Source organism: Kribbella italica (genome assembly GCF_014205135.1).
Taxonomy (GTDB): domain Bacteria; phylum Actinomycetota; class Actinomycetes; order Propionibacteriales; family Kribbellaceae; genus Kribbella; species Kribbella italica.
Genome location: NZ_JACHMY010000001.1, coordinates 819380 through 843663 on the forward strand (window position 1 = coordinate 819380; position 24284 = coordinate 843663).

General features: G+C 70.1%; 21 protein-coding genes. 6 read left to right on the plus strand and 15 right to left on the minus strand.

The window, feature by feature from the left end:
* Positions 1 to 10: 10 nt before the first annotated feature.
* Positions 11 to 1504, minus strand: coding sequence for a leucyl aminopeptidase (locus tag HDA39_RS03960; protein ID WP_184793882.1), 1494 nt, complete (start codon positions 1502 to 1504; stop codon positions 11 to 13).
* Positions 1505 to 1673: 169 nt separating this feature from the next.
* Between HDA39_RS03960 and gcvT the strand changes: the two genes are divergently transcribed.
* From gcvT to HDA39_RS03990, 6 genes are all read left to right on the plus strand, one after another.
* Entirely contained in the window at positions 1674 to 2768 is a 1095-nt protein-coding gene (gcvT, locus tag HDA39_RS03965; RefSeq protein WP_184793883.1) for a glycine cleavage system aminomethyltransferase GcvT, read from the plus strand.
* Positions 2769 to 3162: 394 nt separating this feature from the next.
* Positions 3163 to 4170: an ABC transporter permease gene (locus HDA39_RS03970; protein WP_184793884.1), complete on the plus strand. Its 1008-nt coding sequence runs from the start codon at positions 3163 to 3165 to the stop codon at positions 4168 to 4170.
* Positions 4171 to 4210: 40 nt separating this feature from the next.
* Entirely contained in the window at positions 4211 to 5968 is a 1758-nt protein-coding gene (locus HDA39_RS03975; RefSeq protein WP_184793885.1) for an ABC transporter substrate-binding protein, read from the plus strand.
* 123 nt (positions 5969 to 6091) lie between these two features.
* Complete coding sequence (locus HDA39_RS03980) at positions 6092 to 7084, plus strand: ABC transporter permease subunit (RefSeq protein ID WP_184793886.1); 993 nt, start codon at positions 6092 to 6094, stop codon at positions 7082 to 7084.
* A gap of 38 nt (positions 7085 to 7122) precedes the next feature.
* Positions 7123 to 8229, plus strand: a complete 1107-nt coding sequence (locus tag HDA39_RS03985; protein ID WP_238355968.1) for an ABC transporter ATP-binding protein — start codon at positions 7123 to 7125, stop codon at positions 8227 to 8229.
* An 8-nt stretch (positions 8230 to 8237) separates the two neighbouring features.
* A complete protein-coding gene (locus HDA39_RS03990) occupies positions 8238 to 9293 on the plus strand; it encodes an ABC transporter ATP-binding protein (protein ID WP_184793887.1) in 1056 nt (351 codons plus the stop codon).
* A 74-nt stretch (positions 9294 to 9367) separates the two neighbouring features.
* On the opposite strand, the gene dnaN is transcribed toward HDA39_RS03990, so the two are convergent.
* The 14 genes from dnaN to HDA39_RS04060 all read right to left on the minus strand — a co-directional run bounded on the left by dnaN (position 9368) and on the right by HDA39_RS04060 (position 24251).
* The gene (gene dnaN / locus HDA39_RS03995) at positions 9368 to 10516 is read right to left on the minus strand and encodes a DNA polymerase III subunit beta (RefSeq protein ID WP_184793888.1); all 1149 of its coding nucleotides are present in this window, start codon (positions 10514 to 10516) and stop codon (positions 9368 to 9370) included.
* A 42-nt stretch (positions 10517 to 10558) separates the two neighbouring features.
* A complete protein-coding gene (locus tag HDA39_RS04000) occupies positions 10559 to 11773 on the minus strand; it encodes a low temperature requirement protein A (RefSeq protein WP_184793889.1) in 1215 nt (404 codons plus the stop codon).
* A gap of 159 nt (positions 11774 to 11932) precedes the next feature.
* The gene (locus tag HDA39_RS04005; RefSeq protein ID WP_202892859.1) at positions 11933 to 13231 is read right to left on the minus strand and encodes a sugar ABC transporter permease; all 1299 of its coding nucleotides are present in this window, start codon (positions 13229 to 13231) and stop codon (positions 11933 to 11935) included.
* The gene (locus tag HDA39_RS04010) at positions 13228 to 14037 is read right to left on the minus strand and encodes an ATP-binding cassette domain-containing protein (protein ID WP_184793890.1); all 810 of its coding nucleotides are present in this window, start codon (positions 14035 to 14037) and stop codon (positions 13228 to 13230) included. The genes HDA39_RS04005 and HDA39_RS04010 overlap by 4 nt, the downstream gene beginning before the upstream one ends.
* 93 nt (positions 14038 to 14130) lie before the next feature.
* Entirely contained in the window at positions 14131 to 15207 is a 1077-nt protein-coding gene (locus HDA39_RS04015; RefSeq protein WP_184793891.1) for a substrate-binding domain-containing protein, read from the minus strand.
* Positions 15208 to 15371: 164 nt separating this feature from the next.
* Positions 15372 to 16547, minus strand: a complete 1176-nt coding sequence (locus HDA39_RS04020; protein ID WP_184793892.1) for an ROK family transcriptional regulator — start codon at positions 16545 to 16547, stop codon at positions 15372 to 15374.
* A 214-nt stretch (positions 16548 to 16761) separates the two neighbouring features.
* Positions 16762 to 17544, minus strand: a complete 783-nt coding sequence (locus HDA39_RS04025; RefSeq protein WP_184793893.1) for an adenosylcobinamide-GDP ribazoletransferase — start codon at positions 17542 to 17544, stop codon at positions 16762 to 16764.
* Between the two features lie 10 nt (positions 17545 to 17554).
* On the minus strand, positions 17555 to 18256 hold the full coding sequence (locus HDA39_RS04030; protein ID WP_184793894.1) for a bifunctional adenosylcobinamide kinase/adenosylcobinamide-phosphate guanylyltransferase: 702 nt from the start codon (positions 18254 to 18256) through the stop codon (positions 17555 to 17557).
* A complete protein-coding gene (locus HDA39_RS04035; protein ID WP_184793895.1) occupies positions 18249 to 19073 on the minus strand; it encodes an ECF transporter S component in 825 nt (274 codons plus the stop codon). Before HDA39_RS04035 ends, HDA39_RS04030 begins: the two co-directional genes overlap by 8 nt.
* Positions 19070 to 20707, minus strand: a complete 1638-nt coding sequence (locus HDA39_RS04040; RefSeq protein ID WP_184793896.1) for an ABC transporter ATP-binding protein — start codon at positions 20705 to 20707, stop codon at positions 19070 to 19072. The genes HDA39_RS04035 and HDA39_RS04040 overlap by 4 nt, the downstream gene beginning before the upstream one ends.
* Positions 20704 to 21801, minus strand: a complete 1098-nt coding sequence (locus tag HDA39_RS04045; protein ID WP_184793897.1) for a CbiQ family ECF transporter T component — start codon at positions 21799 to 21801, stop codon at positions 20704 to 20706. The genes HDA39_RS04040 and HDA39_RS04045 overlap by 4 nt, the downstream gene beginning before the upstream one ends.
* 4 nt (positions 21802 to 21805) lie before the next feature.
* Positions 21806 to 22684: an SCO2322 family protein gene (locus HDA39_RS04050; RefSeq protein ID WP_238355969.1), complete on the minus strand. Its 879-nt coding sequence runs from the start codon at positions 22682 to 22684 to the stop codon at positions 21806 to 21808.
* A 347-nt stretch (positions 22685 to 23031) separates the two neighbouring features.
* Positions 23032 to 23241 (minus strand): hypothetical protein, encoded by a 210-nt coding sequence (locus HDA39_RS04055; RefSeq protein WP_184793898.1) that lies wholly within the window; start codon positions 23239 to 23241, stop codon positions 23032 to 23034.
* Positions 23238 to 24251 carry an aldo/keto reductase family protein gene (locus HDA39_RS04060; RefSeq protein WP_184793899.1) on the minus strand — a complete coding sequence of 338 codons (1014 nt, stop codon included), beginning with the start codon at positions 24249 to 24251 and terminating at the stop codon, positions 23238 to 23240. The genes HDA39_RS04055 and HDA39_RS04060 overlap by 4 nt, the downstream gene beginning before the upstream one ends.
* Between the last annotated feature and the right edge of the window lie 33 nt (positions 24252 to 24284).

Here is a 24284-nt window from a genome sequence, read left to right on the forward strand (position 1 = left end):
ACAAGTCAGCTCAGCTGGCTGCGGCGGCGAGCTCGACCAGGGTGCGGACCGAGTAGCCGGTGCCGCCGGTGTGGGTGTAGCCCGACGGGCCGCCGTCGTTGAAGGCGGGGCCGGCGACGTCGAGGTGGACCCAGTCGATGCCCTCGGCAACGAAGTCGCCGAGGAAGGCGGCTGCGGCGAGGGCGCCGCCCCACGGCTCGCCGGTGATGTTGGCCAGGTCGGCGACCTTCGAGTGCGAGCGCAGCTTGTCCAGCATCTCGGCCGGGATCGGCAGCGGCCACATCGCCTCGCCGGCCGCGAGCGCGGCGTCGACGACCCGGTCGCGGGCGGTGTCGGTGTTCGCGAACGCACCGGCCACCTTGGTGCCCAGGGCAACGACACAGGCACCGGTCAGTGTCGCCACGTCGACGATCAGGTCGGGCTCGTCCTCGGACGCGCGGACCAGCGCGTCACCCAGCACCAGCCGGCCCTCGGCGTCGGTGTTCAGCACCTCGACCGTCTTGCCGCCGTACATGGTCAGGACGTCGGACGGCCGCGCCGCCGAGCCCGACGGCATGTTCTCGGCCATCGCGGCGTACGTCGTGACCTGGACCGGCAGCCCGAGCCGCGCGATCGCGATCGTCGCGCCGACGACCGCGGCCGCGCCGGCCATGTCGGCCTTCATGCTGATCATCCCGGACGCCGTCTTCAGCGACAGGCCGCCCGAGTCGAACGTGATGCCCTTGCCGACGAACGCCAGGTGCGTGACCGGCTTCTTCGGCGTGTAGCTGAGCCGGATCAGCCGCGGCGGGTTGTCCGAGCCCTGGCCGACGCCGAGGATGCCGCCGTACCCGCCCTTGGCCAGGGCCTTCTCGTCCAGCACCTCGACCTTGACGCCGTACTCCTTGGCGAGCTTCTGCGTGTGCGCGGCGAACTCGGCCGGGTGCAGGTCCGAGGGCGGCATGTTCACCCAGTCGCGGACCTGGTGGACCGCGTCGGCGACCACCTGGGCGCGCTCCAGCGCCGCCTTGGCGTCCTTGTTGCGAGCCAGGTCGGTGAGCAGCGTCAGGTTGCCCGGGGCGTCGGACGAGGCCTCGGACTTGTAGGCGTTGAAGGAGTAGCGGCCGATCAGCGCGCCCTCGGCGACGGCCCGGACGCAGTCGGCGTCCGGCGTCGGCAGCGCGAACGCGACCGACTGCGCGGTCTTCGCGGCCCGGACGCCGACGCCCGCGGCGGTGCGCAGGTCCTCGGTCTTCAGCGCGCCGTCCGGCGCGGCACCGAGACCGACCGCGATCAGCGTGGCCGACTTGCCCGGCTTCGGGCCGGGAACCTTGGTGACCTCACCGGCCTTGCCGGTGGCTCCGAGCCCGGACAGCACCTCCACCAGCCGGCCGTCGTACGCGGCGTTCAGCGACTCGGTGCCGGCCGGCAGCGCGACGCCGCCGTCGAGCTTGACGACACCGATGACGACGACGTCGGTCTTGACGCCGGCCGCATCTGACTTGCTCAGGGTGATGGTGCTCACGAAATCCTCAGTCCTCCTTGACCGGATGGCAGGTGCGCCGGTCGTGACGGTACGTGAATGCTGCGTCAGCATGCTACGTGGGAGCGTGGCGGGAGATGCGTGCCACACCATCGAGGCTGCCCCATCGGGCGATCCCGCGCCGGTAGGGCGGTCCGGTAGGTTCCGCTGCATGACCAGCTTGAAGAAGTCCCCGCTGCACGAGCGGCACGTCGCCCTGGGAGCCAAGTTCGCCGAGTTCGGTGGCTGGGAGATGCCCCTGGAGTACGGCGGGGTGGTGGCCGAGCACACCGCCGTCCGGACGTCGGTCGGCGTCTTCGACGTCAGCCACCTGGGCAAGGCGACGGTCAAGGGGCCGGGCGCCGCGGCGTACGTGAACTCCTGCCTGACCAACGACCTGGGCAAGATCGGGCCCGGCCAGGCGCAGTACACGCTGTGCTGTGCCGAGGACGGCGGCGTGGTCGACGACCTGATCGCGTACCTGCACGCGGACGACGACGTGTTCCTGATCCCGAACGCGGCGAACACGGCCGAGGTCGTCCGCCGGCTCGCCGAGCAGGCGCCGGACGGGGTCGTGGTGACCAACACCCACGACGACTACGCGATCCTCGCCGTCCAGGGCACGCACTCCGACGACGTCGTCGCCGCGATCGGGCTGCCGACGGGCCACGACTACATGGCCTTCGCCGTCGCGGACTTCGCCGGTACGCCGGTCGTGGTGTGCCGCACGGGCTACACGGGTGAGCGCGGCTACGAGCTGGTCGTACCGAACGACGCCGCCGTCGCGGTGTTCGACGCCTTGCTGACCGCGGGGGAGCAGTACGGAATCGTGCCGGCCGGTCTGGGCGCGCGCGACACGCTGCGGACCGAGATGGGGTACCCGCTGCACGGGCAGGACATCTCGCCGGAGATCACGCCGGTGCAGGCGCGTTCGGGCTGGGCGGTCGGCTGGAAGAAGGAGCACTTCTGGGGCGACGCCGCCCTACGCGCCGAGAAGGAGGCCGGCCCGCGGCGCATCCTCCGCGGCCTGCGCGCCGTCGGCCGCGGCATCCCCCGCCCGCACATGACGGTCGCCGGCGCCGACGGCCCGCTGGGTGAGGTCACCTCGGGCACCTTCTCCCCGACCCTGAAGAAGGGCATCGCCCTCGCCCTGCTCGACGCCACCGTCAAGGAAGGCGACCAGGTCACCGTCGACATCCGCGGCCGCCAGGAGCCCTTCGAGGTCGTCAAGCCCCCCTTCGTCACCGTCAACGTCCGCCAGGACTGACCGATGTAGTCGGTCGAAGCCGGCCGCCGGGCGAGCTGGTGACTCTTTGTCATCATCGACCGAGCGGCCGGGTTCCTGCACTGTCTGTGACAATCTGGCACAAAATGGCCATTGTCGGTGCTGTGCCGCCGCAATTTGTGGACGATCGGTTGCGGAGCGTGAACATTCGTTCCGAATGTACCGCCCTGGTACTCGTTCCGGTAACGATTTGTACACTGCTGCAGGAAGCGGCTGGCAAGGTGCCGGAGTGTCGGGCAGGCTAGCGCGCGGTTGTGGCGGCGGTCGTTGTCAAGGGATTTCGGCTGCACGTAGTTCCACCCCAGGGCCTGGCCCGATCTACAGACCGTGGCCGGTCCCATCCCGGAATCTGGCTGACAGAGCTGACGGAGTGCGAATGAGCATCGGTTCACCCGACTCGACCGTAGGTGTCGAGGACCACCCGTCGTCGGCGGAGCCCGTACGCGACGCGAGTGTGGCGCACGGGAAATCGCCGACGCGGATCGCGATGGACCGGCTCCGCAAGGACCGGGTCGCGGTGATCTGTGTGTTCGTGGTGCTGTTCTTCGTCCTGATCGCGATCTTCGCGCCGCTGCTGACCAAGCTCGAGGGCGGCGACATCAGCACGTTCTCCCCGGACCTGGTCGACGAGTACGGCTTCCCGGTCATCGGCATCACCCCCGACCACTGGTTCGGGGTCGAGCCGAAGACCGGCCGGGACAACTTCGCCCGCTGGGTGTACGGCGCGCGCCCGTCGCTGATCGTCGCGTTCGTCGCGACGCTGTTCGGCACCGCCGTCGGCGTGGTGATGGGCCTGCTGGCCGGCTTCCTCGGCGGCTGGGTGGACCGGGTGATCTCCTGGATCATCGACTTCGTCCTCAGCCTGCCCTACCTGCTGTTCGCGATCGCGATGGTGCCGATCGTGGAGAACATGCGCGGCGGTTCGTTCAACCTGACCCCGGACGAGCAGGCCTCGACCCGGTTCTTCGTGCTGATCTTCGTCCTGTCGTTCTTCGGCTGGGCGGGACTGGCGCGGATCATCCGCGGTGAGGTGCTGTCGCTGCGCGAGCGTGAGTTCGTGCTGGCCGCGAAGGCGATCGGTGTGCCGACGCGGCAGGTGCTGTTCAAGGAGCTGCTGCCGAACCTGGTCGCGCCGATCGTGATCTCGGCGTCGCTGGCGCTGCCGGCGTACGTGACGGCCGAGGCAGGGCTCTCGTTCCTGGGCGTTGGACTGATCGAGCCGATCCCGTCGTGGGGTCAGACGATCGCCACCGCGACCAACTGGTTCAAGGCCGACCCGCTGTACCTGTGGCTGCCGGTGCTCGGCATCACGGCCCTCGTGCTGGCCCTCGCCCTCCTGGGCGATGCGGTCCGTGACGCCTTCGACCCGAAGACTCGCCGGTAGCCCGGCGTTGCCCCAGCGGCAGAAAAGGAGAAAGACAACAATGCAGTGGAAGCGGATCACCGCTGTCGCGGCGACGGTCATGATGACCGCCGTGGCCTGTGGCACGCCGTCGTCGAACAACGGCGGCGACAACGGAAAAGCGGGCGACGCGGGCACGGCGCAGGAGAAGGCCACCGACCCGACTCTGAAGGGCCCGGCCCCCGAGGTCGAGGGCGCGAAGAAGGGCGGCACCGCGACGGTGCTGTCCGACGTCACGCCGAGCACCTTCGACCCGACCAACATCTACTACGTCGACGGCAACCAGATCGGCAAGCTGATGTACCGGGCGCTGACCCAGTACAAGCTGGACGACAAGACCGGTAAGCCGGTCCTCGTCCCCGACCTCGCCGAGGACCTGGGCACCAAGTCGGCCGACGGCCTGACCTGGACGTTCAAGCTCAAGCAGGGCATCAAGTACATGGACGGCTCGCCGGTCAAGGCCGCCGACTACGCGTACGCGATCAAGCGGTCGTTCGCGCACGACCTGTACGACTCCGGCCCGACGTACCAGCAGCAGTTCTTCAAGGACGGCGAGAAGTACATGGGGCCGTACGCCGACGGCGACAACTACGCCGGCGTCGAGACCCCGGACGAGTCGACCCTGGTCATCCGCCTGGCGAAGAAGTTCGACGACCTGCCGTTCTACGCGGCGTTCCCGATGTTCACGCCGATCCCGAAGGCCAAGGACACCAAGCAGTCCTACGACCAGAAGCCGATGACGACCGGTCCGTACATGGTCGAGAGCTACACCGCTGGGACGCAGCTGAAGCTCACCAAGAACCCGAACTGGGACGCCAACTCCGACCCGGTGCGGCACCAGTACGTCGACAAGTGGGACTTCAAGTTCTCCCAGGACCTGCTCAAGGTGCAGCGCCAGGTGCTGGCCAGCAACGGGGCCGACGCGAACGCGCTGAACTACAGCAACCTCGACGCCAGCCTGGTGCCCGAGGTCAAGGACCAGAGCCAGATCGTCCGCGGTAACTCGCCCTGCACCATCGTGCTCGGCATGGACGTGCGGAAGATCCCGATGGAGGTCCGCAAGCTGGTCGCGCAGGCCTTCCCGTACGCCAGCTGGCGCAAGGTCCGCGGTCTGACCCCGGACAGCGCCATCCCGGCCTCCACCATCCTGCCGCCGGCCGTCCCGGGCTACGAGAAGTTCGAGCTGCCGGGCCTGACCGGATCCGGTAAGGGCGCCGAGGACCCGGCCGTCGCGGAGGAGATCAAGGGCAAGCTGAAGGAGCTCGGCAAGGAGAACTTCGAGCTGAGCTACTACTACTCCAACGACGACAAGATCCGTCAGCAGCAGAACCAGCTGTGGACCCAGGTGTTCACCGCGGCCGGCTTCAAGGTCAAGTCGGTCGGTGTGCCGAAGGCCAAGATCCGCAGCCTGACCAACGACATGAACGCTCCGGTCAACATCGGTCAGGGCCCCGCGGGCTGGTGCTCGGACTGGCCGCAGGGAACCAGCTGGTTCCCGGTGCTGTTCCGGTCCGACGCGGTCAAGCTGAACAACAGCATCGGCATGATCCAGGACAAGGCCCTGGACGCCGAGATCGACCGGGTCGCGGCACTGACCCCGGACGAGCAGCTGAAGGAGTGGTCGAAGGTCGACCGCAAGATCCTCGAGGACTTCCTGCCCGCGATCCCGCTGTACTACAGCGCGAGCGCGTTCCCGATCGGCAAGAACCTCGGTCACGTCATCAACGACGTCACGCAGGGCATGCCCGAGTTCACCTCGATCTACCTGAAGCAGCCCTGATCCGGTTCGCCGGAACCACAGGTTCCGGTACGCCGGGACAACTAGCAGTCTGATCATCTGATGGTGGGGTGGTGACCGGACCTCGGTTCGGTCACCACCCCGATCGGTGAGGAGAAAACCCCCGTGCTCTACTTCGTGGCGCGCCGGCTGGTGAGCGCGCTCAGCGTCGTACTGGTCACGCTTATCGCGACCTTCACGCTGTTCTTCGTCGCCCCGACCGACCCGGCCGCGGCGATCTGCGGTGAGCGCAACTGCACCCAGGAGCGCTACAACGAGATCAAGGAGAACCTGCACCTCGACAGACCCAAGGTGCAGCAGTTCGCCGAGTACACGGCGGGAATCTTCGCCGGGCGGACCTTCGAGACCGCCGGTGTCGTGCAGAAGTGCAACGTGCCCTGTCTGGGCTTCTCGTTCAAGAACGACCGCCCGGTGACCCAGATGCTGAAGGAGCGCATCCCGGTCACGGTGTCGCTGGTCGCCGGCTACGCCATCCTGGTGCTGACCATCGGTGTGTTCGTCGGCTCGATGGCCGCCAAACGACGCGGCAGCGTGGGCGACCGGGTGCTGATGACCAGCACGCTGGTGCTCAGCTCGGTGCCGTTCTACATCGTGGCGCTGATGGTCTCGCTCTACCTGACGATCCTCTACCCGATCCTGCCGCGCGGTGGCTACACGCCACTGACGGACAATCCGGCCAAGTGGTTCCTCGGCTTCCTGACGCCCTGGCTGGTGATCGGGGTCTACAACTGCACGCAGTACGCGCGCTACTCGCGGGGCTCGATGGTCGAGACGCTGAGCGAGGACTTCATCCGGACCGCGCGGGCCAAGGGTCTGTCGGACCGGAAGGTGACCTACAAGCACGCGCTGCGCTCGGGCCTCATCCCCGTGATCACGATCTTCGGTCTGGACATCGCCGGCAGCCTGGCCGGCGCGATCTTCACCGAGCGCATCTTCGACCTTCCCGGCCTGGGCAACCTGGTGCTGGAGAGCCTGCAGACCTACGACCTGCCGGTGATCATGGGCACCGTACTGATCGCGTCGGTGATCCTGGTCGCGATGAACTTCCTGGTCGACGTCGCCTACAGCATCGTCGACCCGCGGGTGAGGCTGTCATGAGCACACCCACCAACGAGCCCGGGAAGGACAGTAACCCGATGAGCGAGCACGCAGCCGACGCCGGCCGCGGACCGTCGATCGCGACCCGCGAGCGCCGGGCCGGATCGCTCAGCCCGAGCGGCGAGACGCCGTACCTCGAGGTCACCGATCTGACGGTCAAGTTCCCGACCGCCGACGGCCTGGTCAGCGCGGTGAACGGCCTGTCGTACGCCGTACCGCTGGGCCGGACGCTGGCGATCGTCGGCGAGTCCGGGTCGGGCAAGTCGGTCTCCAGCATGGCCGTGATGGGCCTGCACGACCGCAAGCGGACCCGGATCACCGGCTCGATCAAGCTCGGCGGCGACGAGATCGTCGGCCTGCCCGAGAGCGACCTGATGAAGGTCCGCGGCGACGCCGTCTCGATGGTGTTCCAGGACCCGCAGTCGTCGCTGCACCCGCTCTACACGGTCGGCAACCAGATCTCCGAGGCGTACCTGGTGCACCACAAGGTGTCCAAGGACGTCGCCAAGAAGCGCGCCCTGGAGATGCTCGACCTGGTCGGCATCCCGAACCCGGTCCGCCGGTTCAAGCAGTACCCGCACGAGTTCTCCGGCGGTATGCGGCAGCGCGCGATGATCGCGATGGGCTTGGTCAACGACCCGAAGCTGGTGATCGCCGACGAGCCGACCACCGCGCTCGACGTCACCGTCCAGGCGCAGATCCTGGACCTGCTGAACAACCTGCAGAAGGAGTTCGGCTCGGCGATCGTGCTGATCACGCACGACCTCGGCGTGGTGGCCGAGATGGCCGACGACGTCCTGGTCATGTACGCCGGCCGCTGCGTCGAGTACGGCACCGCCGCCGACGTCCTGGCCCAGCCGCGGATGCCCTACACCTGGGGCCTGCTGGAGTCGATCCCGACGGTGTCGGCGGCCAGCGAGCGGCTGCGCCCGATCAAGGGTCTGCCGCCGAGCCTGCTGAACCTGCCCAGTGGCTGCTCGTTCAACCCCCGCTGCCCCTACAAGGAGCGGGTCAAGGGCGAGCGCTGCACCACCGACCTGCCCGAGCTGCTGCCGGTCGACGGCGCCGGTGCCCACACGTCCCGTTGCCACCTGCACGACAAGGCCTCGATCTACGAGGCCGAGGTCGCACCGAGACTGGGCTGAGGAGAGAGATGAGCAACCCCGTGCAGGACGCCCGACCCGCCGCGCAGGCCACGCCGCTGCTGCAGGTCCGCGACCTCAAGATGCACTTCCCGATCAAGGAGGCCGCCGGTCTCGGCCGGACCCGCAAGGTGGTCCAGGCCGTCGACGGCGTCAGCTTCGACCTGGCCCCCGGCGGCAGCCTCGGCCTGGTCGGCGAGTCCGGCTGCGGCAAGTCGACCACCGGCCGGATGATCACCCGGCTGCTGACCCCGACGGCCGGCCAGATCCTGTTCAAGGGCACCGACATCGCCCGGCTGAAGGAGAAGGACCTGCGCCCGTTCCGCCGGGAGCTGCAGATCGTCTTCCAGGACCCGTACAGCTCGCTGAACCCGCGGCAGACGGTCAGCAACATCATCAGTACGCCGTTGCGGGTGCACAACCTGGTGAAGAAGGGCAAGGAGCTCGAGCGTGTCCAGGAGCTGCTGGAGCGGGTCGGCCTGAACCCCGAGCACCACAACCGCTACCCGAACGAGTTCTCCGGCGGTCAGCGGCAGCGGATCGGCATCGCCCGGGCGCTCGCGGTCGAGCCCGAGGTGATCATCGCCGACGAGCCGGTCTCGGCGCTGGACGTGTCGATCCAGGCGCAGGTGATGAACCTGATGGAGGACCTGCGCCGCGACCTGGGCATCGCGTTCGTCTTCATCGCGCACGACCTCGGCGTGGTCCGGCACTTCTGCGACACCGTGGCCGTGATGTACCTGGGCAAGATCGTCGAGCAGGGCCCGCGGGAGCAGATCTACACCGCTCCGCAGCACCCGTACACGCAGGCGCTGCTGTCGGCCGCTCCCGACCTGGGCACCATCCGTGGTGTCCCGCCGAAGGAGCGGATCCGGCTGGTCGGGGACGTTCCGTCGCCGATCGACCCGCCGAGCGGCTGCCGGTTCCGGACCCGGTGCTGGAAGGCGGAGGACATCTGCGCCACGCAGGAGCCGCTGCTGGAGATCAAGCCGCGCTCGACGAACGGGCACACCGCTGCCTGTCACTTCGCCGAGCCGAAGGTCGACCTGACCGCCGCCACGGCCTGAGTACGCCGACCTCGGCCCCGCCCTGCTGCACGCAGGCCGGGGCCGAGTCATGTCTTCCCCGCCGTCGCCGGTCGTCAGGCCTGGGGGAGTAGCCGCGGTGTGATGACGTGCAGGTAGTTCGGCTCGCTCGTGAGCACCGCGGGCTGACGGCCGCCCGTGTACGACATGGTCAGCCGATCACCGGTGAACGAGTTGATCGCGTCCAGCAGCAGCCGGCCGGTGAACGCCACCGTCAGCGGATCACCCGAGCCGGTGATCGCAAGCGTCTCGGCACCGGACGCGTCGTCACCCGATCCGGCGTACACGCGGACCGAGCTTGCGCCGTACTCGAGCCAGATCGGTGTCATCCCGTCCGCGACGATGCTCAGCCGCTTCGCCACGTCGCGCAAGGCCGCTCGGTCGACGGTCGCGCTGATCGGGGTGTCGGCGGGGACGATCCGCCGGTACGGAAGGTACGGGCCGCTGAGCGTGCGCACCCAGGCGGACCGGTCGTTGTTGCGCAGCAGCAAGGTCTCGTCGGCCAGCGACAGCAGCACCTGCCCGCCGTCGGCGGCGAACGCGCGCGACAGGTCACCGAGCGCCTTCGCGGGCACCAGTACGTCGAACGCCGCCACCGTCTCAGTCAGGCGGACTTGAGCGATTCCCAGCCGGTACCGATCGGTGCTCGCCAGCTCCACGGTGTCGCCGGAGAAGCTGAGATTGATCCCGGCCAGCGCAGGCACCACATCGTCCCGGGCAGCAGAAACCCCCACCTGCCCCACCGCGACGGCGAACTCACCAGCATCCACCGCTGAACGGGGGGAGGGTGAGGAGGCAGCGTCGCCCCCGCCTTCGCTTCGCTCGGCTACGAGCGGTGCCTGGCTCCGCTCGGCGGTGTTCGTCGGGTAGTCGGCCACCGGTAGCAACGGCAGCGAGTAGACAGCATCTCCGCTGCGCACGACGAAGCGGTTGTCGGCGGCGGTCAGTTCCACCGGGCCGGGTGGTAGGAGTTTGGTGATCTCCGCGAGCATCCGGCCCGGGACCAAGCAGGTGCCCTCGGCATCGACCTGGCAGTCCAGCCTGACCTGAGCGGTCATCGCGTGATCGGTCCCGGCAACGGTCGTGCTGGAGCCGGCCGTGAACAACAAGCCGAGCAGTACCGGCGTACTGGTGCGGTGGGGGAGTCCGCCGGCGACCCAGCCGACGCGGGCGGCCAACTCCTGCTGGTCTGCTACGAGCTTCACGCGCCGCAGCCTAGGAGCGGCCGCGGCGCGGGAAACCTTCAGCTAGCTCGAATGTCCGTGCCGGAGCTCGTCCCGCTCCTGTGCGAACCGCACCGACTCGAACGCGACCAGCCCGGCCAGCAGCACCGCCAGTCCGCCGACCTGCCCGAGCGCCGGGACCTTGGCCAGGGCGAACACCGCGACGACGCAGAGCGCGGCCGTGATCAGCCGGCTCCATCCGATCGTGTGCGTCGTCCGGTACTTGAACCCGACATGGCCGAGCAGGTAGAACACGACGCCGAAGAACAGCGCGTACAGCCCGATCCCCTTCAGCGGGTCGTCGAGGTGGTGGTGCTCGGTGTCGCCGACGTACTCGAGGACCTTCTTCAGTCCGAGCGCGAGCAGCACGATGCCGGCCACCATCGGGAAGTGCAGGAACGTGTACGCGTCCCGGGCCAGCTTCGGCCGGGTCTCGTGCGGTTCGGCCGCGAGCGCCTGCTCGCCGTAGTGCACGGTCGCGTCGAAGTAGATCCACCACAGGGCCGCCGAGACCGCCAGCCCGAGCAGCGACGCGATGATGATCGGCCAGGAGATCGGCAGGTCGGTGACGCCGACGCCGATCGCGACGATCGACTCGCCCAGCGCGATGATCACGATCAGCCCGTGCCGCTCGGCGAAGTGACCGGCCGAGCGCAGCCGCCAGCCGCGTGCGTCGATCAGGTAGGTGCCGCCGTAGTCCGCGGCCAGCGCGGCGGCCCACAGCAGCGTCTGGGTGCGGCCGTCGAACTGCGACGCAACCAGCAGCAACGCCGTACCGGCCAGCATCGCCGGCGCGAAGCGGACGAGCGTACGGCGCAGGGTCTTGTCGCCGTCCGCGATCACCCAGAACAGCACCAGGTGCAGCGCCCGGAACAGGAAGTACGCGATCGCGATCACGACCGGCCCCGGCAGCCCGCCCGGCAGGTCGTGGAACGCCTCCGGGATGGCCAGCGCGATCAGGAACATCGCTCCCATCGCCAGCAGCATCACCGTCCGGACCGAGCCTTCGTCGGCCTTGACCAGGTTGCAGAGCCAGGAGAAGCCGATCCAGCTCCACCACAGCAGCCCGATCAGCAGCAGCCCGCGGACCGCGCCGCCCCAGGTCAGGTCGTGCGCCATCAACGCGGTGATCTGGGTCAGCGCGAAGACGAACACCAGGTCGAAGAAGAGCTCCAGCGTGGTGACCGTCTGGTCCTCGGAGGTGGCCTGCGCCTTGATCGGCGGCCGTCGTGTGCTCATGGCCGACATTGTGCCTCCGAAGGCGCTCGACGGCGGTACGGCGTACAGAGAACGGACCGCGACTCCCGGGCGGGGGAGTCGCGGTCCGTTGGTGGTACGGCGGGCTGCTGCCGATGCAGGGGTCAGGCAGCAACCCACCTGCCTAGAAAAATCGCACAGTCAGGCTCGGCCGTGGGCCTGGCGGCTGCGGCGGCTGAGCGAGTCGATCGTCACGGCGACCAGGAGTACGCCGGCCGTGACCATGTAGCGGACGCTGGAGTCCAGGCTGAGCAGCGCCAGGCCGTTGGAGATCGACATGATCACCAGCGCGCCGAGCAGTGCCGAGTACGCCGAACCGCGGCCGCCGAACAGGCTGGTCCCGCCGATGACGGCGGCGGCGATCGCGTTCAGGTTCGTGTCGGCGCCACCGCTGCTCTGGTTCACCGCGACCAGCCGGGCCGCGGCGAGCAGCCCGCCGACGGCGGCGAAGGTCGAGCAGGCGGCGAACACCGACAGGTAGATGAACCGGACGTTGATGCCGGCCCGGCGAGCGGCCTCGACGTTGCCGCCGACCGCCATCACCGAGCGGCCCCAGCGGGTCCGGCGGATCGCGAAGTCCGTCGCCACCACCAGGACGAGGAACAGCACGAACATCGACGAGACGCCGCGGTCGCCGTTCAGCACCAGGACCGGTACGAGCAGCACCAGGGCGAGCGCGCCGGCCTTGATCGCGATCATCGACGTCGGTGCGGCCGACAGCCCGGCCGCGGCGCGGGCGCCTCTACCGCGCAGCCGGGTCAGCACGTACACGGCGACGACGACCGCGATCAGCCCGTAGGCCAGCGCGGGCGACAGGAAGCTGCGGGTCGCGAACCCGACGAGCGCGGAGTCGAAGGGCAGGTTGAGCGAACCCTCCTTGCCCAGGACCAGCAGCTGCAGACCGAGGAAACCGAGCAGGCCGGCCAGCGTGATGACGAAGCTGGGCACCCCGAACCGGTTGTAGAGCGCGGCGTAGAACAACCCGATCACCAGACCGAGCCCCGCACCGGCGACCAGCGAGAGCACCAGCGGCCAGCCCTCGTTGACGAAGGTGACACCCAGTACGGCGGCCGCCAGGCCGCTGACCGAACCGACCGACAGGTCGATCTCGCCGAGCAGCAGGACCAGCACGATGCCGATCGCGATCACGCCGACCGACGTGGTCTGCAGGGTCAGGTTGACCAGGTTGCGGCTGGACAGGAAGTTGCTGTTGGAGATCTGGAACACCGCCCAGATGATCACCAGGCCGACCACGACCGGGACCGAGCCGAGATCACCGGTCCGCAGCCGCGCCGTGAAGGCGGAGACCGCGCCGCCGAGGCCGTGGCTGGCGATCAGCCGCTCGTCCTGCAGGTCGGCCGGGAGCGCGGCGCCACCGTTCGTTGCCTCGGGCACCGTGTCCTGCACGGCCGCCTTGGAACCGTCGACCGGGGTGGTCATGATGCCGTACCTTCCTGCTGCGTCCGGCGCGCCGCGCGCTCGGAGACCGCGTTGTCCGTCGCGCCGGTGATGGCGGCGATGATGTCCTGGGTCTTGGTCTCGGCGACCGTGAAGACGCCGTTGTTGCGGCCGAGCCGCAGGACGGCGACCCGGTCGGCCACCGCCATCACGTCGGCCATGTTGTGACTGATCAGGATGACCGCGAGGCCGCGTTCGCGCAGCCGCTCGACCAGGTTCAGCACCTCGGCGGTCTGGGCCACGCCGAGCGCCGCGGTCGGCTCGTCCAGCATCACGACCTTGGGCTGGCCGAGCAGGCTGCGGGCGATCGCGACGGTCTGCCGCTGGCCGCCGGACAGGCTGGCCACCGGGATCCGGACGCTGGGGATCTTCGCGGACAGCTGGCGGAGCAGCTCCCAGGAGGAGCGTTCCATCTCGACCTCGTCGAGCACCTTGCCCTTGCGCAGCTCGCGACCGAGGTACAGGTTCGCGACCACGTCGAGGTTGTCGCACAGGGCCAGGTCCTGGAAGACGGTGGCGATGCCGAGCTGCTGCGCCTCGGCAGGGCTGCCGACCCGTACCTCCTGCCCGTCGAACACCATCGTGCCGTCGTCGGCGGTGTAGACGCCGGCGATGGTCTTGACCAGCGTCGACTTGCCGGCGCCGTTGTCGCCGACCAGGGCGAGCACCTCGCCGGCCCGGACGTCCAGCTCGATGTTCTTCAAGGCCTGGACCGCGCCGAAGCGCTTGGAGACGCCCCGTAGCGCCAGCACGGTGCCGGTGGCGACGGGGGTGGGTGTGACAGTCATCGATTCAGCTCCTGAGAGGTTCGTTCACGGCCGTCACCCCGGTGGCGCCCCCGGCCTCCTCAGAGCCGGGGGTGCCAACCGGGGTGGGCTGCCTTACTTGAGGCCGGCGGCCGTGCAGGCGGTCGCGAACGACGCGGTGCAGATGTCGGTCACCTTGTAGATGCCGTCCTTCACCACAGTGTCGTTGATGTTGGCCTTGGTGACGGCGATCGGGTCCAGGATCGTGGACTTCACGCCCTTGAAGTCACCGGTCGACTCGGCCTCGCCGCCACCGGCCAGGGCGACGGCGGCCTTCGCGGCGGCCTCGGCCTGCGGCTTGACAGCCTTGTAGATGGTCATCGCCTGGTCGCCGGCGACGATCCGCTGGATCGCGGCGAGCTCGGAGTCCTGACCGGTGACCGGCGGGAGCGGGTTCACGCCGCCACCCTTGAGGGCCGCGATCGCACCGCCCGCGGTGCCGTCGTTGGCGGCGTACACGCCGACCAGGCCGTTCTTGATCGCGCTCAGCTGGCCTTCCATCCAGGCCTGGGCCTTGTCCGGGCTCCAGTCCGGGGTGTCGAACTCGGCGGCGATCTTGTAGCCGCTGGTGTCGAGCACGCTGTGCGCGCCCTTCTTGAAGTCGGCCGCGTTCGGGTCGGTCGGCGCGCCGTTGATCATGGCCAGGTTGCCGGTGGTCTTGCCGGCCGCCTTCAGGGTGTCGACCAGGGTCTGCGCCTGCAGCTTGCCGACGGTCTCGTTGTCGAACGAGACGTAGTAGTTGGCGCCCTCGATGAAGCGGTCGTAGGCGATGACGGGCACGTTCTGGCCCTTGGCGGAGGCGACGACCGCGGCGGCGGCCTTGCCGTCGACCGGGTCGAGCACGAGCACGTTGGCGCCCTGGGTCAGCGCGGCCTCGGCCTGGGTCTGCTGCTTGGCGGCGTCCTGGTCGGCGTTGCTGTAGATCAGCTCGCAGTCGGCGCAGGCGGCCTTGAGAGCCTCGGTGAACAGCGGCCGGTCGAGGGCCTCGTACCGGGTGGTCTTGGACTCGGGGAGCAGCAGGGCGATCTTCTTGCCGCCCGAGCCGCCGGCCGAGTCGGAGCCTCCGTCGTCCGATCCACAGGCGACCAGGGACACAGCCAGGGCCGACACGGCGATACCGAGGCCGACGAGACGAGTTGGTGAAACGGACATCTGGTGACTCCTTGACGTGAGGGCCCGAGTAGGCCTAATCGAAGTCAAGCTCGCTCGAGGCTTGACGTCAAGCCTTGAATTCAAGAAATAGAAATATCGTTGTCACACAGATGCCTTGGAGCATGAGAGCGCTCACGGGCCGAGGCCTGGAACCTCCCGCCGCGTTACGCGCGGGCTACGCGGGTGTGGCTGAGGACGGAGGCCAGTTCGATGGCGCCGAGGACGTCGGCGGCGTCGCCGAGCTCGGCGGGGCGCAGGTCGACGGTGGCGGCGGCGCTGGGGATGGCGCAGCGGTCGAGGGCCTCGCGCATCGGGTTGAGGATGAGGTCGCCGGCCTCGGCCATCCTGCCGCCGACGACGATCACCTCGGGGTTGAACAGGTTGACCAGGCCGGCCACGGCGACGCCGACGCGGCGGCCGGCGTCCTCGACGACGCGGCGGCAGCCGAGGTCGCCGGCCAGGGCGCGGGTGATGACGTCGCGCAGGCGCAGCGGGCCGTGCGAGGCGGCGAGCGAGTTGAGCAGCGCGCGGGAGCCGACGAAGGTGTCCAGGCAGCCGCGGTTGCCGCAGCGGCAGATCGGGCCGTTCTCGTCGATGGTCAGGTGGCCGATCTCGCCCGCCGTACCGGCCGAGCCGCGGAACACCTCGCCGCCGAGCACGATGCCCGCGCCGACGCCGTACGAGAACTTGATGTAGCACCCGTGCCGTACGTCGCGCAGCGCGCCGGCCCGCAGCTCGCCGAGCGCGGCCAGGTTGGCGGTGTTGTCGAGCGCGACCGGGGCGCGCAGGTACCCGGCCATCGCCGCGGCGATGTTGACCCCGCGCCAGCCGGGCAGGACCGCGTCGGACCCGGCCTCGCCGCTGACCGAGTCGACCGGCGTCGGCAGGCCGAACCCGATCGCGCCGATGTCCTCGACGCCCTGGCCGACGGTCTCGGCGAGGTCGGCGAGCAGCCGGGCGGCGCGTTCCATCCCGTCGTCGGCGACGTGGTCGGCCTGCAGCGGCATCAGCTGCTCGGCGAGGATCTCGCGGCTCTCGGACGCGATCGCGACCCGGACGTCGCGCTCGCCGAACGCGACCCCGGCGAGCAGGCCGCCGCCGGAGGCGAGCGACACCAGGACGGCGCGGCGGCCGTTGCGGATGCTGGGCGACACCCCGACCAGGCCGGCCTGGTCGAGCTCCTTGACCATGTTCGACACCGTGGCGGCGGACAGTCCGGAGGCGGCGGCGATCTCGACCTGGGTGAGCGGACCGTGCTGCCGGACAACCCCCAGAACACGCTCACGGTTGGCTTCGCGGAGCGAAGCCTGTGAGCCAGGTGCCGGGCGGGTTGCGTTCATTACATAAAGATAACGGATCGGAGGGATTCCGTCGCCGGAATGCTGCCCCTCGGTCTGACCGTGATCGCCATGTGTCCTCGCCGTTACGCGTAGTCCTGACCGTCAGGACGTCCGCCGCGACACTAATGCACCATCAGTCCCACCCGCGCCGGAACCCACGGAGGGCTGTCCAGGCACTACACGCGGTGGCGGTCGGACTCCGAAGAGTCAGGAGTCAGAGCGACAAAGCGAGGGCGAGGAGGCCGATCGGGACCGCGAGTTCGACGGTCGCGCCGAGGGTGTCACCGGTGATGCCGCCCAGAGCGGCGCGGGCTCGGCGGGTGGCGGCGAGGGCCAGGGCGACGCCGAGCAATACGGTCAGGATGGTGCCGACGAGGGCCGGTGCAGTGGTGGATGCAGTGAGCCAGGCGAGCGCGAGGAGCAGGGCCAAGGCCGCCGAGGTGACCAGTACGGCGGCGTACGGGCGGACCGTGGCGGCGACCATCGCGCCGAGGCCGTCGGGCCGTGCGGACGGTACGCCGACGCGGCAGGACCAGGGGAGCGTGAGCCGGCCGGCGACGGTCGCGACGAGAACGGCCTGCCAGCCGAAGCCCGCCTGGATGCAGGTGGTGAGGGCGGCGACGTCGATCAGCAGGACGGCGGCGATCGCGACCACGCCGAACGGGCCGATGTCGCTCTGCTTCATGATGCGGAGCTTGGTCTCCCGGTCGCGGCGGCTGCCGAAGGCGTCGGCCGTGTCCGCGAGCCCGTCGAGGTGGAGTGCGCCGGAGAGCGCGCACAGGGCGACCACCCCCAGCACCGCCGCCAACAGGTCCGCGCCCGGCTGCAGGGCCTGGACGATCGCGACCACCGCGGCCGCCAGCCCACCGATCACCACGCCGGCCACCGGCGCCAGCAGCATCGCTCCGCCGGCTGTCGCCCGATCCACCTGCCGAGGCGCTGGAGTAGGCAGGACCGTCAAAGTCCCGAACGCCAGCCGCAGCCCGTCGTACCTCATGCTGTGCCTCTCACAGTGCGATCGTCCGTCCGGCCACGCACCACAGGACGGTGTCGGACTCCCGGGAGATCGTTGCGTTCAGCCGGCCCATCAAGTCGCGGAACAACCGCGTGCCCGCGTCGGCCGGTACCACGCCCGAGCCGACCTCATTGCTGACGGCAACTACCTGGCGAGCCGTGGCCGACCACGCGGCGGCGAGCTGCTCGATCCGCTGCTCGACCTGATCCACGTTCTCCGGACGCTCCCAGATGTCGCAGCTGTCCATCGTGCGGGCGAGCCACAACGTGAGGCAGTCGATCAGCAACGGCGGCCCGTCGGACGCCAGCAGGGGAACGAGATCGATCGTCTCCGCCAGCCCCCACGAGGCCGGCCGGCGCGCGCGGTGCTTGGCGATGCGGTCGGCCCACTCGGGATCCGCCGAGCCGTCGCCGCCGGTCGCGACGTACAAGGTGTCCGCGGCCGCCGCGAGCAGCCGCTCGGCCTCCGTCGACTTGCCGGAGCGGGCCCCGCCGAGGACGAGCGTCCGCCGTGCAGCCCCAGGTGCGGTCCACGAGAGCTGGTCGCCCGAGGGCGTCAGTACGTCGTACCGGATGCCGGTCGCGGTCCGGGTGCTCGTGACTTGGTAGCCCTCGGCCGGGGTGAAGCCGGCGGCGCCGAGGCGCAGGACGCCGTCGACGGTCGCGCCGTCGGGGCCGGTGACGAGCTCAGCCATCGGTGCGGTCGAAGCTGATGGGTACGTCGAACGCGGCCTTCCGCGCCGTCCGGCGGAAGGCCTTCAGCACCGGGCGTCCCAGGGCGAGGACCAGTACGGCGCACAGGATGCCGCGCGGAATGTCCCAGCCGAGCGACGTGGCGACGACGAACAGGAAGTAGCGGTGCAAGTTCTCGGCCAGGCCGTCGCCGGGGATGAACGAGAAGTCGCTGCCGAAGGTCGCGTACGGCCAGAACCAGAGGTTCATCACCACGCCGTACAGGATGCCGGCGACGAGCGAGTACGCCGCCAGCAGGAGCAGCTCGAGCCGGCCACCGACCCGCGGCAGCAGGCCGGCCAGGCAGCCGACCCAGGCGCAGGCGAGCATCTGGAACGGCATCCACGGCCCGACACCGCCGCTGATCAGTGCACCGGCCAGCAGCGACACAGCGCCCAGGACGAAGCCGAAGCCCGCGCCGAAGGCTCGGCCGGCCAGGATGAGCAGGAAGAAGCCTGGCTCCAGCCCTGCCGTGCCGGGCCCTAGCGCCCGCAGTGCGGCGCCGACTGCGGCCAGCATGCCGAGCAGGGAGATGACCTTCGCGTCGATGCCTGACTCGGCCAGCTCAGCCAGTACGACGGCCACCAGCAACGGCAGCAGCAGGACGAACAGCCAGGGCGCGTCAGTGGTGTGGCCGAGCGCGGAGGCGCCGCCCTGGTCGGTCTGCCAGATCAGCGGCCAGCCGAACGCCAGTAGGCCGACCGCTGACGCCAGCAGCAGCGTCGCCGTACTGCGGGGCTTCAGCCGCACCAGCCGCGAAGGCACCTGCAGCGTCGTCACGAGGCGCGCTCCAGCGCGGTGGCGACTTCGCCGACGGTCAGGAACGGCAACGGCGCAAGGATCTTGGCGACCTGCGGCGCGAACGCCGGGGAGCCGGCGATGACTGTCGCGGTGTCGCCGTCGCTGACCAGTTCGCCGTCGGCCAGGACCAGGACGCGCGTCGCGACCTCGGCGACCATCTCGACGTCGTGGGTCGACAGCACGACCGCGTGCCCGTCCGCAGCGAGCTCGCGCAGGATCTCGACCAGTCGCCGCTTCGCGCCGTAGTCCAGCCCGCGCGTCGGCTCGTCGAGCAGCAGCAGGGGAGGAGCACCGCACAGTACGACGGCCAGCGCCAGGCAGAGCCGCTGTCCCTCCGACAGGTCGCGCGGGTGCATCTGGTCGTCGACGTCCGGAGCCAGCCGCTCCAGCAGCGCCCGGCAGCTACCAGCCGCCACCCGGAAGTCGCTGTCGGCTCCGGCGCACTCCTCGGCCACAGTCGGTGCGTACAGCAGGTCAGCGGGCTCCTGCGGTACCAGTCCGACCGCCTTGACCAACTGCTTGGGCTTCGTACGCCGTGGGTCGAGCCCCGCGGCCGCCACACTGCCGGAGCGCGGCTGGACGAGCCCCACCAGTGCGTTGAGCAGCGTGGACTTGCCGGCGCCGTTGCGGCCCATCAGTGCGATCACCTCACCGGCCTGCAACGTCAGCGAGACGCCCCGCAGGGCCGGTACGTTCCCGTAGCTGACCACCAGGTCGTTGCACCGGGCAATCTCCTTGCCGATCACCGCGACCCGGGAGATCGGCCGGTGGTCGCCCAACCGCTCCCGCAGTACGCCGGCCGCCCGGCGTGCGTCCCGCACCGACAGCGGCATCGGCGACCATCCAGCCAGTCGCCCCAGCTCCACCACCGGGGGTGCGACCGGTGCAGTCACCATGAGGTCAGCGGGAAGGCCGGTCGACACCGCCCCGGCTCTCCCCGCCGGCAGCCCGCCGGTGACGGCGCCTGAGATCTCGACCACTCGGTCGGCGTACTGGATCACCCGCTCGAGCCTGTGCTCGGCCATCACCACCGTCACGCCCAGGTCGTGCACCAGCCGCTGCAGCGCGGCCAGCACCTCTTCGGCCGCCTGCGGGTCCAGCGCCGACGTCGGCTCGTCCAGCACGAGGACAGCCGGGTGAGAGGTCAGTGCAGCCCCGATGGCCGTCCGCTGCCGCTGCCCGCCTGACAGTGCGGTCAGCGGCCGGTCCCGTACGTCGGCCAGCCCGAGCAGGTCGAGTGTCTCCTCCACCCGGCGCCGCATCACGTCCGGCGGGACGCCGAGCGACTCCATGCTGTAGGCCAGCTCGTCCTCGACCGTGTCGGTGACGAACCCGGCCATCGGGTCCTGCCCGACGATGCCGACCACGTCCGCCAGGTCGCGCGGCCGGTAGTCCTTGGTGTCGCGGCCGTTCACCAGCACCCGGCCGGCCAGCGTCCCACCGGTGAAGTGCGGGACCAGCCCGTTGATCGCCCGCAGCAGCGTGGACTTGCCGGAACCGGTCCGGCCGATCACCAGCGCCAGCTCGCCCTCGGGCACGGTGAAGCTCACGTCCCGGAGCGCGGGCGCGGCGGCGCCGTCGTACGTGACGGTGACCCGGTCGAACTCGATCATGCCGCCACCAGCTCACGTCGTCGGGTCAGGGGAGGAGCTGCGACCGCGGGGGCCAGGCCGATCAGGATGCCGAGCACCGGCAGCAGCGGGACCGGCGGCACGACCAGCGGACCCGGCAGCACCAGCCCCTCGACACCACGAGCCGCTGCGATGATCAGCGCGGCCGCAGCGAGTGCACCGGAGGCGATGACGAGCCACTCCGGCAGGGCCCACGGGTCCGGCCGGTAGCGGGTGCGGGTGACCCGCTGCCGCCCGACAGCCATCGCACCGGTCGCCAGCAGTACGCCGAACGCCAGCGCCCCGCCTGCTGCCGGTGCGGCCATCGCATCGGTGAGCAGGGAGTAGACGCCGAGCATGATGCCGAGCAGACCGAGCAGGACCGAGGCACCGGTGATCTGGCGTTGGCGGCGCGGGACGTGCGCCGTACGGCCGTAGCCCCGGGAGTCCATCGCCGCGGCCAGCTCGACCGAACGGTCCAGGGCGCCTTCCAGGACCGGCATGGCCGTCGTACGGAACGAGCCGCGGGTGCGGCCGCGCAGGCGGCGGGCGCCGCGGATCCGGCGCGCGTCGGTGACCAGCTGCGGCGCGAAGGTGAGTGCGACCACGCAGGCGACGCCCATCTCGTAGAGGGCCCCGGGCAACGACTTGAGCAGGCGGCGCGGGCTGGCCAGGGCGTTGGCCGCGCCGATGCAGCACAGCATGACGGCGAGCTGGCCGCCGTCGTACAGGGCGGTGACCAGGGCCTCGGCGGTCACCTCGCCGCCGAGTTTCACGCCGCTGGCCCAGTCCGGCAGGGGGACCTGCGGCAGGGTGAACAGCAGGGTGTTGCCCTGGGAGCGGGTCGACAGGAGCGCCTGCAGTACGACGCGGAGGCCGATCACCACCAGGCCGAGCTTGAGGAAGGCCAGGTAGCTGTTGGCCCAGGGGGCGTCGCTGCGGCGCGCGGCCACGACGAAGCCCGCCACCGCTAGGATCAGGATGAGCAGGACCGGATTGCGGGTCCTGCTGGCGGCTACGGCCAAGCCCAGGGCCCACAACCACCACGCCCCCGGGTGCAGAGCCCGGGGGAGAGTCAGGTGGTGGACCGCGCGCACCTGATCAGCTCTGCGCGCGTCGGCGAGCCAGCACGAAGCCACCGCCGGCCAGCAGCAGTACGACGACCGCGGCGACGATGATGCCGGTCACCGGAGCGCCGCCCTCGTCCTCGTCAGCGGTCGGCGGCTGGGCGGCGTTGGTCGGGTTCGGCGCGGGGGTCGGGGACGCGGCCGAGCCGACGGCCGGACCGATCTCCAGCGTGACCGGCGCGTCGGTCGCGGGGACCTTGATGTTCTTCACCGCGGTGCCGCAGCCGGTCGCCGGGTAGCCCTCGATGCCGCAGGTCAGGCCCTTCTCGATCCGCACCGGACCGGTCGCGGCCAGCACCTTGGCGCCGGTCGCCTTCGCGTCGGTCACCACACAGGTGCCGGTCGCCGGCGGCGGGGCGACGCCGCTCTCGGAGTCGACGGGCGTGCCGGGGTCGACGATCAGGGCGACGCGCTTCTTGCCGGTCTCGGCGGGGGTCGCGCCGCAGATCGCCTCGAAGTCACCGGTCGCGCGGGGGACGCGGGGGGTGTTGCCGCCGAGGGCGTACCGCCAGCCCTCGACGGCGCCGTCGGCCGGGACGACCTGGTCGGAGCCCTTCTGCGCGAACGCCCATTTGCCGTTGGTCCACTGGTAGTAGCCCCAGAACCGGAAGCCGTCCTCGGTGGTCGAGCTGACGCCTGCGGGGGCTGTGCGGCCGGCCTGGGCGGTGGTGCCGACGTGAGCCGCGCCGCTGGTCTGGCTGGTGGCGCCGGTCTGCGTAGTGGTGCCGACTTGGGCTGTGCCGCCGGTCTGCGTGGTGCCGCCGGCCTGGGCAGCGCTGACGGTGACGGTCCCCGCCAGCAGGAAACCCGCCAGCAGGCTGAGGACCAGGCGCGGGGTCCGGTGTGCAGTCATCTCGTGTGTCCTCGCTCGGGCCGGGCCTGCGAGAGGAGAGGTGCACCGCCGGGAACACGGGGCCGGCTCCTCCCGCGGTCCTCGGCGGGTCGGTGAGCCTGCTGCCTGGACGCAGTGTTCCGGCTCACCGCCGCCCGGTGGAGTCCGGGTGCGGCCTACGGTTGCGGGTCAGCGCCGGCTTCGGACCGGCTTCCCTGCGGCACAGCAGTAGTTCGGCCGCAGCTTACCGCCGCCGCGCCCAGGCGCGCGTGAGCCCGTACGCCGAACGTGCGCCACCCCACACGCGCCGAGCGCCCGTACAGCGAGGCGGTGGACCACCACCTCGCCGTACGGGCTCCTGCTCGGTGCTACTCCTGTGCGGCCAGGCTCATCGGGCCGTAGACCTCGCGGTCGTCCTCGAGCAGGTAGACCTGGGCCACGCCCTGGTCGGCCAGTTCGCGCCAGATCTCGCCGAGCCAGCTCTCCGCGTCGCCCTGGGCGGAGAAGTCCGTGGCTCCCAGGTCGCCTGGGTCGGCCGGCTCACCGGCGGCGGTCTCGAACCGCCACGTCCAGCTCACGAGCCCGGCCGGGTCTGCGGCGCGTCCTGCGCGGTCTTGGCCGGGTCGCTCTCGATCGCGGAGCCGAGCACCTCGTCGATCCGCTTCAGCAGCGCGTCCTCGAGCTTCACGCCGGACGCCTTGACGTTCTCGATGACCTGCTCGGGGCGGGACGCGCCGATGATCGCCGAGGAGACGTTCTGGTTCTGCAGGACCCAGACGACGGCCAGCTGGGACAGGCTCAGCCCGACCTCGTCGGCGATCGGCTGCAGCTCCTGGACGCGGTTGAGCACGTCGTCCTTGAGCCAGCGGCCGATCATGTTCGCGCCGCCCTTGGCATCGGTCGCGCGCGAACCCTCCGGCGGCTGCTGGCCCGCCTTGTACTTGCCGGTCAGCACACCCTGCGCGATCGGGGAGAACACGACCTGGCCGATGCCGAGCTCCTCCGAGGCCGGGACGACCTCGGCCTCGATGACGCGCCAGAGCATGTTGTACCGCGGCTGGTTGGAGATCAGCGGGACGCGCAGCTCGCGGGCCAGCCGGTGGCCCTCGCGGAGCTGGTCGGCGGTCCACTCCGACGTACCGATGTAGAGCGCCTTGCCCTGGCGGACGACGTCGGCGAAGGCCTCCATCGTCTCCTCGAGCGGCGTCTCGGTGTCGAACCGGTGCGCCTGGTAGACGTCGACGTAGTCGGTCTTGAGCCGCTTGAGCGACGCGTTGACCGACTCGTGGATGTGCTTGCGGGACAGGCCGACGTCGTTCGGTCCGCCCGGGCCGGTCGGCCAGTACACCTTGGTGAGGATCTCCAGCGACTCCCGCCGCTGCCCCTCCAGCGCCTCGCCGAGCACGGTCTCCGCCGCGGTGTTCGCGTAGGTGTCCGCGGTGTCGAACGTGGTGATCCCGGCCTCGAGCGCCGCCTTCACACAGGCCTTGGCCTGCTCGTTCTCCACCTGCGACCCGTGGGTCAGCCAGTTCCCGTAGGAGATCTCGCTGACCTTCAGTCCACTGTTTCCGAGATACCGAAAGTCCATACCTCAGACCCTACTTCCACCCACGGACAACCG